10 protein-coding genes are annotated in these 14,253 nt (G+C 53.3%); 8 read left to right on the plus strand and 2 right to left on the minus strand.

Features of this window, described 5'->3' with window-relative positions; genetic code table 11:
* Nucleotides 1-133: 133 nt before the first annotated feature.
* A complete protein-coding gene (locus tag BD749_RS00990) occupies nucleotides 134-988 on the plus strand; it encodes an endonuclease/exonuclease/phosphatase family protein (protein ID WP_101442519.1) in 855 nt (284 codons plus the stop codon).
* A gap of 263 nt (nucleotides 989-1,251) precedes the next feature.
* Here the strand turns inward: BD749_RS00990 and BD749_RS00995 are convergent, their stop codons facing one another.
* Nucleotides 1,252-3,138 carry a gamma-glutamyltransferase family protein gene (locus BD749_RS00995; protein ID WP_101442520.1) on the minus strand — a complete coding sequence of 629 codons (1,887 nt, stop codon included), beginning with the start codon at nucleotides 3,136-3,138 and terminating at the stop codon, nucleotides 1,252-1,254.
* 228 nt (nucleotides 3,139-3,366) lie between these two features.
* Here BD749_RS00995 and BD749_RS01000 point away from each other — a divergent pair, with 228 nt between their 5' ends.
* Genes BD749_RS01000 through BD749_RS01020 form a run of 5 tightly spaced genes read left to right on the plus strand, consistent with a single transcriptional unit; the run spans nucleotide 3,367 to nucleotide 9,582 of the window.
* Nucleotides 3,367-4,959 (plus strand): AAA family ATPase, encoded by a 1,593-nt coding sequence (locus tag BD749_RS01000; RefSeq protein WP_101442521.1) that lies wholly within the window; start codon nucleotides 3,367-3,369, stop codon nucleotides 4,957-4,959.
* Nucleotides 4,947-5,909, plus strand: coding sequence for a hypothetical protein (locus BD749_RS01005; protein WP_101442522.1), 963 nt, complete (start codon nucleotides 4,947-4,949; stop codon nucleotides 5,907-5,909). The genes BD749_RS01000 and BD749_RS01005 overlap by 13 nt, the downstream gene beginning before the upstream one ends.
* Nucleotides 5,897-7,669: a DUF58 domain-containing protein gene (locus tag BD749_RS01010; protein ID WP_101442523.1), complete on the plus strand. Its 1,773-nt coding sequence runs from the start codon at nucleotides 5,897-5,899 to the stop codon at nucleotides 7,667-7,669. The genes BD749_RS01005 and BD749_RS01010 overlap by 13 nt, the downstream gene beginning before the upstream one ends.
* Nucleotides 7,662-8,237 carry a hypothetical protein gene (locus tag BD749_RS01015; RefSeq protein WP_101442524.1) on the plus strand — a complete coding sequence of 192 codons (576 nt, stop codon included), beginning with the start codon at nucleotides 7,662-7,664 and terminating at the stop codon, nucleotides 8,235-8,237. Before BD749_RS01010 ends, BD749_RS01015 begins: the two co-directional genes overlap by 8 nt.
* Nucleotides 8,224-9,582 carry an AMP-binding protein gene (locus BD749_RS01020; RefSeq protein WP_180336289.1) on the plus strand — a complete coding sequence of 453 codons (1,359 nt, stop codon included), beginning with the start codon at nucleotides 8,224-8,226 and terminating at the stop codon, nucleotides 9,580-9,582. Before BD749_RS01015 ends, BD749_RS01020 begins: the two co-directional genes overlap by 14 nt.
* On the opposite strand, the gene BD749_RS01025 is transcribed toward BD749_RS01020, so the two are convergent.
* Nucleotides 9,558-10,577, minus strand: coding sequence for an AAA family ATPase (locus BD749_RS01025; protein WP_101442526.1), 1,020 nt, complete (start codon nucleotides 10,575-10,577; stop codon nucleotides 9,558-9,560). The two genes, BD749_RS01020 and BD749_RS01025, sit on opposite strands and share 25 nt — an antisense overlap.
* A 464-nt stretch (nucleotides 10,578-11,041) precedes the next feature.
* Here BD749_RS01025 and BD749_RS01030 point away from each other — a divergent pair, with 464 nt between their 5' ends.
* Both BD749_RS01030 and BD749_RS19700 read left to right on the plus strand, forming a co-directional pair.
* The gene (locus BD749_RS01030) at nucleotides 11,042-12,217 is read left to right on the plus strand and encodes a pyridoxal phosphate-dependent aminotransferase (RefSeq protein ID WP_101442527.1); all 1,176 of its coding nucleotides are present in this window, start codon (nucleotides 11,042-11,044) and stop codon (nucleotides 12,215-12,217) included.
* Nucleotides 12,214-14,193, plus strand: a complete 1,980-nt coding sequence (locus BD749_RS19700; protein WP_101442528.1) for a prephenate dehydrogenase — start codon at nucleotides 12,214-12,216, stop codon at nucleotides 14,191-14,193. The genes BD749_RS01030 and BD749_RS19700 overlap by 4 nt, the downstream gene beginning before the upstream one ends.
* Nucleotides 14,194-14,253 lie beyond the last annotated feature (60 nt).

Raw genomic sequence — 14,253 nt, forward strand, 5'->3', positions numbered from 1 at the left:
TAGGTCACTTCATCAGAATTAAGGTGGAATCATTATTTGATACAGTAAATCGCTATCAGCAGAACAATGGGTAGCGAGTCATGCTGCCGATCCGGAAACAGATGCATATATTTACGATGCTATACCTGAACCTATGCGCTTTTCCAAACTCTCTCTGCTTTACGCTATTGGTCTCTTTTGCTTGACTGCCTGTGCGTCTTCGTCTGTGCAAGGTATAGACGAGGACAACGAGTCAGCAATTACCCCGACGCAGCTGCGTGTGATGAGCTACAACATACACCACGCGAATCCGCCGGGCAGCAAAGGGGTGATCGATCTGGATGCCATCGCTCAAGTTATCAGAAACGAGCAAGCGGATTTGGTGGCTTTGCAGGAAGTGGATGTTCATATTGATCGATCTGGGAATGTCCACCAGGCCAAAGCGTTGGCAACGATGCTTGGCATGCATTACTATTTTGCAAAAGCCATCGATTTTGGAGGAGGGGAGTATGGTGTTGCCATCCTGTCACGCTTCCCGCTAACAGATACCCTGAAGGTGACACTGCCCAGGGAGGAAGACCCAAGAGCAGAGGGGCGTGTATTGGCGATTGCCACCGTGAAGCTGCCCGGAGGAGTGCGCATCAAATTTGGCAGCACCCACCTCGACATACTGGGCAGTGCCAATCGCCGGCAGCAGGTACAAACCATCAATGCCATTGCCGCAGCTGACAAGCCTCCGTTCGTACTGGCCGGTGACCTGAACGACTACCCGGAAAGTCCTGCCATCGCTGAGCTCGATCAAGTATTTCAACGCACCTGTCTTGTTGACTGCGAGCCAACCTTCCCGCAGGACAAACCCGACCGCATCATCGATTACATCGCTTTTACAAGATCATCAAACCTGAAGGTGCTGGCGCATAAAGTGGTGCCAGAAAACTATGCCTCAGACCACCGGCCGGTGGTGGCAGTGTTGGAGTTCGCATCTGCTCCTAATGCAGTTACTCGTTAAAACTAAGGGATTGCAATAGCTGAAAATTGATCATGAGTTGATTTGCAACAATTCCTGATAGAAGATTAGAAGATATGAAAACGTATCAGGTATAATAGAATCCCGGGACGAGTAAAATTAATACGCTGGTTCTATCAGTATAGGTATTAGTTTGAGCACTGCCCATCAGAATAGAAATTAGGAGACTTGTTGGGCTATACATGATAAAAGTCAAAGGCCACTTCTTTTGTAAGAGTGGCCTTTGAGTAAGTTTGCCCTTTCTTTTACCAGCCTATACCATAGTCTTCGCCGTGGTTGCTGGAGCCTCCCCAGAAGCTGCCGTGTTTCCAGTCGAAGAAGACTGCGTTGATCGGTCCGCTGGTGCGATCACCGAAGCTCAGGGTATAGCCCATTTTCTTCAGTTCGTTACGCACGGGCTCTGGTGTACTCTCGTTGAGCAGGATGTGACCAGGCTTCGGTTTGCGGTCGTCGATCTTAGTGCCCCCCAGTGATAGCCAAAGCTGGTTCGTGTTGAAATTAGCCGCCTCGGCTGCCTGCTGTACGTTCATGCCAAACTCTACCACGTTCAGGAAAAATTGTAGCAGGTTCTGGTCCTGCGTGTCACCTCCCTGCACCGCAAAAGACAGGTAGGGTTTGCCATCCTTCAGTGCCATGGAAGGGGTGAGGGTTACCCGCGGACGTTTGCCCGGCTCCACCACATTGAAAGGATTCAGCTCTGCATCGAGCACAAAGCTCTGCATGCGCTGGCTCATTCCAATGCCGGTGTTTCCCGCAATAACAGCTGGTAGCCAGCCCCCGCTTGGGGTGATCGAAACTACCCAACCTTCTTTGTCAGCCGCTTCAATAGTGGTAGTGCCGCGCCAGAGTCTGTCCTGGTATTCGGCATCCTCCATGGACGAACCGCTGCGCTGATCGTGGGTAGGGGCAAAGTTGCGGCGCACCGTGTCGGGCTCGTAGCCTCTTTTCTTCAGCATTTTCAGGTATGGGTTCTTGCGCCCTTCAAAAGGGTAGGGGTCGCCCGGACCGATATTTGCATCGTTCTTGTTGTACTGGATCAAGCTGGCACGCTGCTTTGCATATTCCTTGCTCAAGAGGCCTTTCATCGGCTCCTCCGGTTTGAAGTAAGGATCGCCGTAATAGAAGTCGCGGTCCGCAAAAGACAGGTTCATGGCCTGGTACAGGGTATGGATGTAGCGGGTGCTGTTGTAGCCCATGCCTTTCAGGTCGAAGTTTTCGAGGATGTTGAGCGCCTGCAGCATGGTCGGGCCCTGGGTCCACTGCTGCAGTTTGTATACCTCCACGCCTTTGTAGTTTACCATCATCGGCTCTTCCTCAATGGGCTTCCACTTCGCCAGGTCCTGCATCGTGATCAGGCCGCCCTGCTCTTTGGAGCCGCGCACTAATTCCTCGGCAATATCGCCTTTGTAGAAGCGCTCGTAAGCAGCCATGATCGCCTCTTTGCGGCTTTTACCTTGCTTCAGGGCCGCTCTTTCTGCCTCCACCAGTTTGGTGAGTGTCTGCAAAAGATCCTTCTGCACGAATATCTCACCTGCGTTTGGCGCCTCGCGTTCCTCACCCAGGTGTGTCAGGAATACCTTTTTGCTGTAAGGCCACTGCTTGATCAGTTCCTTGTTCTTCTCGATGCTGTTGGCAGTCTGCGCCTCGATCGGGTAACCGGCGGCCATCTCCATGGCAGGGGCCAGCACTTCTTCCAGACTCAGGGTGCCGTAGTTGGCCAGCATGTGCATCAGTCCGCCTGCTGTGCCCGGTGTGGTCGCGGCAAGCGGACCATTCTCCGGTGGAAAGTTGTAGCCTTTATCTTTGAAGAACTTAGGCGTAGCACCCGTAGGAGCCACCCCCAGGGCATTGATGGCAATTACCTTTTTGGTTTTAGGATTGTAGATGAGCGCCTGTGTTTCGCCGCCCCAGCTCAGGACGTCCCACATGGTGCAGGTAGCCGCTAGCATGGTGCAGGCTGCATCCACGGCATTGCCACCCTTCTGGAATGTCATAGCACCGGCAGTGGCCGCAAGCGGTTTGCCGGTAATGGCCATCCAGTTCTTGCCGTGCAGCACCGGCTTCTGGGTCTGCTGCGCCGCTGCCGGAAAGAGGGGCAAAGCCAGTAGACAAAGTGATATGAGTCTTTTCATGCTTTAAGGTTTTAGGGTATCAATTTAGTGATTTTCACTCAACAGACCAATGCTGGCAGGCGCTCTATATGCTAGGCTCAGGTATAGCGATGCAGATAAGGTATAACTTCCTGAATAATCAGGGTCTACTATATTTATGGCAAAAAGGCTGGTAAATAAATAGAAAATTTGCAGCTTAGCAGGGGAGAATATCTGCCAACGTGCTATCTGCTCACCTAAGTACAGCTAATGAACACAATCGTTAACAAGGCCCTGGGCTTTTTCCAGAAAGTGCCTTCCGCACCCACCAATCCGCAAGACGTTTCTGAGTTTGCCGCTTTCGATATAAAAGACCTGTATGCCAGTGAGGACGGCAGCGAAAACGGCCAGCTCCAACTGGGGTTGGACGAGAAACTGCGACAGGCTTATTTCTGGATCACCAACACAGCCATCATCAGCCCTTTTTATGACATTGAGTACGAGGATGGTGAGTCGAAGCGCTTTGTCTTCGGAGACAGCAAAGTAGAAGTGACGCTGCCACAGGGGCAGAGCTACTCCAGCTTTGTGCTCATACCTTTGCTAACACTGGCCGTGCGGGGCAAGTGTCTGATCGTGGGCGGACCCGGTCGTGGTAAGACTGCCACATCTATATTGATGGGTTTGCTGGCCGGCTATTCCAAAACGGATGTGCTCCGTGCCATTCAGCACGGGCAGCCGCAAATGACAATCTCCGACCTGCTGGGACATCCGCTACCCGCCGATATGGTGAAGGCAGAGAAAACCTCCGACATCCGGATTGCCTGGCGCAAATGGCTGGGCATGCGGGTGAAAATCATCGACGAGTATAACCGCATCCCAACCCGCACGCAGTCAGCCTTGCTCACGGTGCTGTCGGATAACTACGCTGAGATTTTTGACCAGATATTCGAGTGTCCGCAGGCGGCCTGGTACCTCACCGCGAACGATGATGCTGGCGGGGGTACCTACCAGGTGATCGAGGCCTTGAAAGACAGGATCGATATCGTGATCCGGGCCTTTCACTTCAATACCCGCTTTATTGAGGACCTGCAGAAACGGATCGAGCTCAACTATAAACCGGAGTCTATGATTCCGGAGGAGATCATCTTCACGGAAGAGGAGATGGACAGGATCCATGAGCAGATCAGGGGGATCACGATTGCCCCGCCGCTGCGCAAAAGACTGGAGTTTTTCTGCCGACAGTTCGAGTTCTTTGAGTCGTCTTCTGACAAACTGGAGTACATGACCAAAGATACCGCCAAACTTTCTGGCCTGGACTTCAGAACGCTCTTCCGAAAAGAAACAGGCAAAGACCATGTGAAAGACCTGGGCTCGCAGACGAAGAATGGCGTGTCGGTTCGCAAGATCATGACCCTGCTCATCTATGCCAAGGCGCTGGCCTATTTCAGAGGCAACAAGCAGGTGGAGTTGGAAGACATTCGCCAGATCCTGCCATTCGTACTGCACGACTCGCTGGTGCCGCACCTGGAGTCGCCTTATTTCGACCAGGCTGGCAATGAAAGCTATCGCGTGGACCGCATTGTGTGGTTGCGCAAACTCTTCGACTTGTCCTGCGAGGAATACATGAGCCAGGACATGGACACCGAGGACCCGGTGGAGTACTTTGATGCACAGTTTCGGCAGGGACTTGAAAACGTGTCGAAGAAAGAGGTAGACAGGCGCTTGCTCGAGATTGAAAAGCAGCTGCATAAATGGTCGCAGGAGAAAAAGCTCTACGGCTATCGCCACGACGATATTTTGAAGCTGAAGTATTTCCACCAGAGGTATACCAATTACAGACGCTGGTTGCAATGGAAAAAATAAGCTATACGCCGCTGATCCAGCACCTGCAGGAAAACGGAACGCTTTACAACCAACTGTACCGCGAAAGCGAGCTGAAGTACGGCTCAGTTGACAGAGCTGTGCTGAGCAGGTGGATGGTGCAGACGGTGGAGCCTATTGTACGTGCGGTAGATGCGCTATACCCCGATCATTTGCCTCAGACGTTCAGAACCTGCTATACCTATACCCTGGAGCTGCTCGGCAACAAGTCAGGCATTGTGCATGAAGAAGAATACCAGGCAGCCTGGCGCCTGTGCGAAAAAGTGCCGTCGCTTGCCGGACTATACCCGGGCAGATTACTTTCGGCCATCAACGCAGCACTGGACTCCATCCGAGCGCACCAACCGGAGCGGGTGATGCAGTGGGTAGCAGGTATGGAAGTCACCCTCCGGTATGTACCCTCGCTGGAAGAGTTTCTGGCTTTGGGGAGAATCCATGCCTGGCTCGTAGGTATGGCGCACCTGCGGGAAAGGGCGCAGTTGGAGTTCGCGAAACTGAGGGATGTGCTCAGGCAGGCGCTGCAAAGCAGCTATCCCCACCTGTTAGTAGACAATGCCTTTGAGCAGGAATGGCTCGATCTGCCTGTACCAAAATTTATCTACTCACCTGGCGGCTATGTGGGCTACGGCGGAGCCTTTACGGCACCGCCTAAGGTGGCGCAACTTGGCAACCAACTACTGGCAACCGATGGCGAGCAGCCTTATGCTTTTTTTGCCGATGCCTTTGGCAGCGTGTTGCTACCGGAGGTGCCCGTGCAGCCTAAAGCGATCCTGAAGCGCTCGAACCTGCAGGGACTGGAGGCATTTTTCGCTAAATTCGGTAAGCAGGCGATTCCATTTGATGACGTGATCTCGGCCGTGCTGCTTCCCACTACCTTGGTGCTCACCCGGGCGAGTTCTCACCATTTATTTGTGTACGGATGGACGCGTTAGAGAAAAAGCAACACCTCAAGACCGTGCTGCAGCACTGGAAAGACAGCTGGCAGGAAGCCAAGCGGGTCTGGAGCCCCTTTGTAAAATTGCGGGAGCCGGTGTGGTGCGCCACTACCAGGACAGCCCATAGGGAGGGACTAACCGGAAGTTTTGCCATGATCAGGTTGAGCGACCACCGGATTGTGATCGATCTGGAGAAAGTGCTGGAGGAGGGTGTGGCCGATTACCCGGTGGAAATACTGGCGCACGAGATCGGCCACCACATCTATACCCCAGCCAATCTACACGAAAATGCCGTTTTGCTTTCCCGCATCAGATGGTGCCTGGCCGACATCGAGGACCGGGCTCCTTTTGTGGCTAATCTATATGCCGACCTGCTGATCAACGATACCCTGCAGCGCAAAAAAGGCTTGCAGATGGCAGCGGTCTACCAGCAGATCAATCAGCAAGGTGAGTCTAACTCCAAGGTATGGCAGTTTTACATGCGCACCTTTGAGTACCTCTGGAAGCTGGAGCGGGGCGCCCTGGGGGCAAAGCTGTCGAAGCAACATCCCATGATCGATGCGGATGCCTCGCTGGCGGCCTCTTTGATCAGGAGCTATGCCAAAAACTGGCTGGAAGGTGCTGGCAGGTTTGCCGCGCTGCTCTACCCATACCTGATGGAAGACAAAGAATACGAGGAAGCCAGAAAAGTCTTTGTGCTATACCTGGATGCCGAGTACGCTGGTCTGGGAGGCGGGATGATCACCGGGCTGGTGGAAATAGATGAGGAGGGTTTAGCCAGCATTATTGATCCGCGGGTAGAAGCAGCCAAGGGAAAGGAGGGGAGCGAAGCAGCTGGCGTTTTTGGCAAGGTTGAAGCTGGCGGGGAGGGACCGCGACAACGCTACCTGAACCCGGGCCGCTACATCGATCTGTTTAAGCAGATCAACCCAAATGCCAACGAACAGGAACTGATCAATAACTACTACCGCGAGATCGCGCTGCCGCACCTGGTGTCTTTCCCACTGGAGACTGTTAACCCGGTGTCGCTTAGTTTGCCGGAGGGGACTGAGAGCTGGGACATTAGTGATCCGATGGAAGAGATCGACTGGATCGAAACGGCTGTTCATTCCCCGCAAATATTCCCGGGCTATAATACCATGAAAAGAATTTATGGGTCAGACACAGACGACTCTGAAACGAAAAGGCCGCTGGATGTTTACATCGGCATCGACTGCTCGGGCTCGATGGGAAACCCCAGGCAACGCTTTTCCTGGCCTGTACTGGCCGCTACGGTTATTGGTTTGTCGGCACTCAGAGCAGGTGCAAAGGTGATGGGCTGTTTGTCGGGAGAACCGGGCAGTTTTATGGAAACGGATGGCTTCCGGGAATCTGATGTCGAAGTGCTTACGGTGCTGACCTCTTACCTGGGTACGGGCTATGCCTATGGAGTGCCCCGCCTTGAAACGCCTTTCGGACAGCCAGCCCAAAACAGATCGCATGTGGTGATCGTGACCGACGACGATATTTTCCGGATGCTGGGGGCCGTGAGCGAAACCACAGGTATCAGCAACTGGGTAACCATGGAAAAGGCGCTCATGAATGCGGGTGGGGTTGGTACACTGGTGCTGCACTCAGCGCCGGAGTGGCATCGGGAAGAGGTGGTTCGCCTGCAAAAAATGGGTTGGCATGTCTACTACGTCACCAACGAAGAGCAACTGCTTTCGTTTGCGGCAGAATTTTCTCAGAACCACTACAGCGTGAGGTCGCATGATTGATATCTATACATTGTTTTCCCATTTGAAGAGCTGCCCCGAATACTTCTTTCAGTGTCCGCCGCTCAACCGTGGTCAGGTGTCGCATACCGAGGTGCTGCTGATGGATATGTACAGGAAAGTGCACGGTGATTTTAGCGTAGCGGATGCAGCGCTTCCTACGCTTGTCAATCTCTGGCAGAACGGCGAAAATCAACTGGTTTCGATGCAGGTGGGCTGCTGGCTTTTTCACCACCCTTTCTTTGCAGGAAAACCGGAGTGGATCATCCCGATCGATGACTTCCTGAATGATGACCTGGAAGCGCTGAGTGCTTATGTGCAGGCGCGGGAGTGGGTTGAAGACGAAGACCGGGCCGAGGAGTTCATCCGACTGGCCCTGAACAGGTGCGAGGTAACCCCAGCAGGAGAGACCGCACTGGAGGCGGCAGACAGGCTGGAGGCCTTGGACACACTGAAGCGCCAGGCGGTGCTGCGCGGTTCGCAGGCCTCCTATGACAGGATACGGGAGATCCGTCGCAAAATGGCGGAGCAAAAGGCACGTGAAGCAGCGAATGTGTATGGCAGAGAATAAGAAACCAGCGATCGGATTGAATGATGAAGAGCGCTTCCCGCTGCTCTCAGATCTGTCGTTTCTGCAACAACTGCGGCAGGATGCACATGCGCCTAGGTATAATTTCCGGAGTGGTGACCGGCTGGAATCTACTCACCTGGAGAAAGTAAAACAATATGCCCATACCATCTCCCATGCGAACACATTTTGGGAGGCAGGGGAGCAACCAGCCTGGCTGGAGGAGTACATTAACTGGTGCATAGCCACTGTACCCTTTTACGAAAACAGGCCAGGTTCCTTTGCAGAGCAGCCCACCATCAGCAGGAGTGATCTGCGTGCCGCTCCCTGGGATTTTGTGTCACGTGATGCGGTGCTGGACGAGCTGCTCGTTTACCAGACCTCTGGCACCACCGGCCCGGCCATGGACGTGCTCTTCGACCCCGTGTCACAAGCCTGCTGGATTCCGCAACTTCAGTCTGTTTTGCAGCAGCACGGCATCTCGCTTGACGCAGCACCTGATAAGGTGGCCATAGCCCTGATCTGCTCCCAACCCGAGACATTGACTTATGCGTCACTCTCTACCTACCTGAACGGGGCGGGCGTACTGAAGATCAACCTGAACCCTGCCGACTGGAAGAGTCCGGAAGACCGCCTGCTATACCTGCAAAAGTATAACCCGCAGGTGCTCACTGGCGACCCCTTTGCCTTTCTGGATCTGCTCAAAATACAGCCCGCCATTTGTCCGAAAGTGCTGGTGTCTTCTGCCATGAAACTAACGGCTGGTGTTCGGCAAAAGCTGGAAGACTACTTCGCTTGCCCGGTGCTGGATATTTACTCCTTGACTGAGTGCCGGATGGTTGCCTGTGCCGATGGGGATGGGGATAGGTATAAAGTGATTCGGCCGGAGCTTTACCTGGAGGTATTCCATAAAGACGAGGATATTCCGCTACCGTACGGTGAAAGGGGGGAGTTGGTGATCACGGGCGGCAACAATCCCTTTCTGCCGCTAATCAGGTATAGGACGGGCGACTTTTGCAGCCTCGAAATGGAAAATGGTATACCCCACCTGGTGGGGTTGGAGGCGCGTCTGCCTGTGCCTTTTTATACCCTGGACGGTGAACAGGTCAAAAATATTGAGGTATCCCGCGCAATGATGCAATTTCCCCTGGCAGGATTCAAACTGCATCAGGCAAACGACTACCGCCTTACGTTTACAGGCTGGAGCGACGAAGCCATCGCCCAAAAGGTGCAGGAAGAGCTGCTGCGTATTTTCAAATCAGGTATAGCGGTGGACATTGCGATACACCCTGTAACTGCCCTAAAAGAAACGAAAGTGGTGAACTACTCTAGCGCTTTTACCCTGTAAGTTTTATCAGGACAAGCCGAAAAGAAAGTTTGATCGATCAGCGCCATAGCCTGCTCCATTCTTTGCTGCCAATTGCCGCTTATTTCATGATAGTCTATACCGTGGCGCTGCAAGGTTGCCCGATGGGAGGCATCCAATGCGTTACGGTCTTCCTCGCTGAGCCGCGTACCGTCCTGCACATGCGGCACATCGTTTTGCAGATAAAGGTAGAGCTGCCCCCGGTTGCAGGTATAGATAGCAGAAGGCAGGTCTAGTTGCTCACCAAACATAAAGCTGGCATACGACTGCGTGATATGCACGTCGGTATCGATGAACAGCAACGGAGAATTGGAAACGGGGACATTTACGATGCGGTGGGCATGTTCCCTAGCCACCGCATACAGGTCCTGTAACATAAATTCGTTGGAGTCTTCAATCAGGTCACGGCCAGCTTCCAGCACAAAGGCGGCTCCGAAGCGTTTTGCCAGTTGTTGCGTCAGGGTTGTCTTGCCAGTCGATTCGGTGCCGAGCAACACGACCTTCTGCAAGTAGTGTGGCTTCACCGCTTCGGGCAAATACTCCCAATGCGCCACCGGATTGTTTCGGATGGCAGTGGCGGAGATCGGTACATGATGGCGGCCTTCGTCAAGAGCGATATGCTGTATACCCATAAATTCAGCGACATATTCTCCGTAGGGCTCTGATGTGACAAGCAGACTGCAGTCAGGTACCAGCTCTTTAAACTTTTTAGACCAGATGGCTGAGATCGCTCTGGAGGATTCCGATGAATTCGGGTACTCGCTTTCCAGGTAATTGAAGACGCGGACCTCCAGGCGTTGCTCGCCCTCAAAAGTATTCTCCAACCAACCTTGCCTGGTTTCCGGTGCGATCGTCTCCTGGTCACTGCAGCAAACCAACACAGTAAGGAAGTCACACTGCGATAAGGCAAATTCGATCATCGCCTGATGCCCTTTATGGAAGGGGAGGAACTTACCGAAAACAAAAGCTTTAACCATGTGAGGAATTGAAAATAAACTTGGGAAGATACAAGCTTGCTGTTATAATTTAAAGCATTAAAAACAATATGAGCCAACCCAACTTAACCCTGAAAAAATATTCACCCATATTTTTTTGATTGTAAGGATTAAGTCAGATATTAGCCCGCAGAAATGATCACAGCGCAAAACCATATCGCCTATTTTAGCTATTATTATTTTACTTTATGTAAATAAGGGTGGCAATGCTATAGGTTGATAAAAAGCTATAAATCAGAGGCCTCCCGATCGGAGGCTTTTTTTATTTCGACACATGACAACGACACAGAACAGCTATTTTACTTTTTACTATTACTACTTCTATCGCTGGAAGCAGGCGGGATTTCTATGGTAAAAAGCAAGATTTGTTTTGCACTTACAAAGAGTCCCCTTCCGGAGGACTCTTTTTTTATTTAAAGCATTTTAAAAGCACCTAAAAAAGTCAGATGGTGAACATAGCGGACAGATACGGGGATGTGCAGGAGTACTACTTCTCACAAAAGTTGCAGGAGGCTGCCAAGCTCAACGCAACCGGCAAAAGCATTATCAACCTGGGTATTGGCAGCCCCGATATGGCCCCGCCCCGGCAGGCAGTAGAAGCACTGTGTACGGCTGCGCAACATGCCAGTGCACATGGTTACCAGAGTTACAAAGGGACACCGGCGCTCCGGCAGGCCTTCAGCGACTGGTACGCTGCCTATTACGCTGTTTCGCTGGATCCGGAAACAGAAGTGCTGCCGCTGATGGGCTCGAAGGAGGGCATCACCTATATTTCCAATGCCTACCTGAATGCAGGGGATGAGGTGCTGGTGCCAAATCCGGGCTACCCGGCTTATGCCGCTGCTACCAAAGTGGCCGGTGGGGTGGTGCGGCACTACGACCTGCGGGAAGAGACAGGCTGGCTGCCTGACCTGGAGGATCTGCAGCAACAGGACCTGAGCAAGGTAAAGCTGATGTGGGTGAACTACCCGCACATGCCCACCGGAGCGAAGGCGACGAAAACAGCACTGGCTCTTCTCGTGGACTTCGCCGAGCGCCACGACATACTGCTCTGTCACGACAACCCCTACAGCTTTATCCTGAACGATAAGCCTGAGAGCATCCTGTCAGTGAAGGGAGTGTCGGCGCATGTGCTGGAGCTGAACTCGCTGAGCAAATCGCACAACATGGCCGGTTGGCGGGTCGGTGTGCTGTTCGGGCATCCACAGCACATCTCCAATGTACTGGTCGCCAAAAGCAATGTCGATTCCGGTATGTTCTTAGGCATACAGCAGGCTGCTATCGAGGCGTTAAGACAACCGCAAGACTGGTTCGACGAGCTGAACGCTCGCTACGCGGAGCGGCGGGAGCTGGTCTGGCAGCTAATGGATATGCTGGGTTGCAGGTATAGCACAGCGCAGGCAGGCTTGTTTGTGTGGGGACGTGCGCCGGAGGGCGTAGAAGTGGGGCAACTGGTAGATCAGCTCCTTTACGAGGCCGGGATCTTTATCACGCCCGGTTTTATTTTCGGATCTAACGGGCAGCGCTACATCCGGGTATCGCTGTGCGCCAACACAACTCAACTGCAAACAGCCCTGGAAAGAATCAAAGCATTTAAAAATACTAAAATCAAAACAACATGATCGTAGGCGTAATAGGTATCGGACTGATCGGGGGATCCATGGCCATGGACCTTAGGCAACGTGGTGTTGCCACCAAAGTAATCGGCTCAGACAATAACCCGGAGCACATCCGGCTGGCGAAAAGTGCCGGCATTATACAGGAAGAAGCCAGTCTCGAAGAGCTGGCCGGCAGCTGTGATCTGATCATTGTCGCCACACCCGTGGATGTGTCGCCGGGCATCGTGCTGGCACTTTTGGATCAGGTAAGGGATGGCGCGGTGGTGCTGGACGTGGGCTCCACAAAAGAGCAGATTTGCCAGACTGTTGCGAGCCATCCACGCAGACAGCAGTTTGTGGCCTGCCACCCCATAGCGGGCACTGAAAACACCGGTCCCGCAGCGGCGCACCACAAACTCTTCGACCAGAAAGTGAACATCATTTGCAATGCGGAAGCCTCTGGCGCTGCAGCCCTGCAGCAGGCGGAGGCTATGTTTGGTGCGCTTAAAATGCATACGGTACACATGGAGGCCCGGGAACATGACCGCCACATTGCCTTTGTTTCGCACTTATCCCACATCACTTCCTTTGCCCTCGGCCTCACCGTACTGAAGATCGAAAAGGACGAGAAAAGCATATTTAATATGGCCGGCAGTGGTTTTGCCTCCACTGTGCGACTGGCCAAAAGCTCACCGGATATGTGGGCGCCCATCTTCAGTCAGAATGCAGGGCATGTTTCGGCGGCGCTCGATGCTTACATCGAACAGCTGTTGCTCTTCAAGGAAACGATCGACGAGGGGCTCAGTTCTGAAACCTACGACATGATCTCGACCGCCAACCAGATCAGCCGCATACTGGACGGCATCGAACTCAAGAACCGGCAGAAGCCATTCGTACCCCCACACACCAGCAGCGACAAACTGGAGATTGCCCCGATCAGCACCTGGCTGCCCGATCTGCAGCGGCCCTTGGTGATCAGCGGTCCCTGCAGTGCTGAAACAGAGGAGCAGGTGATGGAAACCTGCCGGCAATTAGCGGCAACCGGCAAGGTGGATGTGCTGCGTGCCGGTATCTGGAAACCCCGTACAAGACCGAATAATTTTGAGGGCATCGGGACCATTGGGCTGGAGTGGCTGCGCAAAGCGAAGGAAGCCACCGGTATGAAAATAGCCGTAGAGGTAGCCAACAGGCAACACGTGGAAGAAGCGCTGAAGTATGGGGTAGACATTCTCTGGATAGGAGCACGCACGACAGTCAACCCTTTTTCGGTGCAGGAAATTGCCGATGCGCTGCAAGGTATAGACGTACCGGTGCTGGTAAAGAACCCGATCAACGCCGATCTGGAGCTGTGGATCGGAGCGCTGGAGCGGTTGAGCGGGGCAGGCATCACCAAACTGGGTGCCATTCACCGGGGCTTTGCCAAGTATGGCGAAACCAAATTTCGCAACGCACCGCAGTGGCAGCTCCCCATCGAGCTGAAAAGGCGCATGCCCGACCTGCCTATGATCTGCGACCCAAGCCACATCTGCGGCAACCGGGAATTGCTGGCCGAAATTTCGCAGCAGGCCATGGACCTAAACTATACCGGCCTGATGCTGGAAAGCCATATAGACCCCGACAAAGCCTGGAGCGACGCCAAACAGCAGGTGACGCCGGAGCGCCTGGCCGAGATCATTGACGGGCTGGTGCTTCGGAACGGGTATGGCGGTAAAGTGGCCGTGGACGACACCTTGCAGGAGCTCCGCAGTCAGGTCGACCAGTTCGACAGCGAACTGTTTACGCTGCTGTCCCAAAGGATGCAGGTAGTGGAGCACATCGGGCGGTATAAGAAAGAAAACAAACTGACCATCCTGCAGGCCTCCCGTTGGAACGAGGTGTTGGAGAAATCTTTCAAACGGGGTGAACAGTTGGGCCTCAGCCGCGATTTTATCGAGAGGTATCTCAAGGCCGTGCACCAGGAGTCGATCAACCACCAAAGCGCCATTATGAATGCGCGGTAAGACACAGGACTATGCGATGTTAGATCTTTTTTCATTCTGAAAGGAGCTTGGTTAAAGGGA

The organism is Pontibacter ramchanderi (assembly GCF_002846395.1).
In the GTDB taxonomy this organism is placed as follows: Bacteria; Bacteroidota; Bacteroidia; order Cytophagales; family Hymenobacteraceae; genus Pontibacter; species Pontibacter ramchanderi.

What these genes read in the sequence shown, in the direction of transcription:
- BD749_RS00990 (WP_101442519.1), top strand. Translation starts at nt 134, where the DNA reads ATGCGCTTTTCCAAACTCTCTCTGCTTTACGCTATTGGTCTCTTTTGC.
- BD749_RS00995 (WP_101442520.1), bottom strand. Translation starts at nt 3,138, where the DNA reads ATGAAAAGACTCATATCACTTTGTCTACTGGCTTTGCCCCTCTTTCCG.
- BD749_RS01000 (WP_101442521.1), top strand. Translation starts at nt 3,367, where the DNA reads ATGAACACAATCGTTAACAAGGCCCTGGGCTTTTTCCAGAAAGTGCCT.
- BD749_RS01005 (WP_101442522.1), top strand. Translation starts at nt 4,947, where the DNA reads ATGGAAAAAATAAGCTATACGCCGCTGATCCAGCACCTGCAGGAAAAC.
- BD749_RS01010 (WP_101442523.1), top strand. Translation starts at nt 5,897, where the DNA reads ATGGACGCGTTAGAGAAAAAGCAACACCTCAAGACCGTGCTGCAGCAC.
- BD749_RS01015 (WP_101442524.1), top strand. Translation starts at nt 7,662, where the DNA reads ATGATTGATATCTATACATTGTTTTCCCATTTGAAGAGCTGCCCCGAA.
- BD749_RS01020 (WP_180336289.1), top strand. Translation starts at nt 8,224, where the DNA reads ATGGCAGAGAATAAGAAACCAGCGATCGGATTGAATGATGAAGAGCGC.
- BD749_RS01025 (WP_101442526.1), bottom strand. Translation starts at nt 10,577, where the DNA reads ATGGTTAAAGCTTTTGTTTTCGGTAAGTTCCTCCCCTTCCATAAAGGG.
- BD749_RS01030 (WP_101442527.1), top strand. Translation starts at nt 11,042, where the DNA reads ATGGTGAACATAGCGGACAGATACGGGGATGTGCAGGAGTACTACTTC.
- BD749_RS19700 (WP_101442528.1), top strand. Translation starts at nt 12,214, where the DNA reads ATGATCGTAGGCGTAATAGGTATCGGACTGATCGGGGGATCCATGGCC.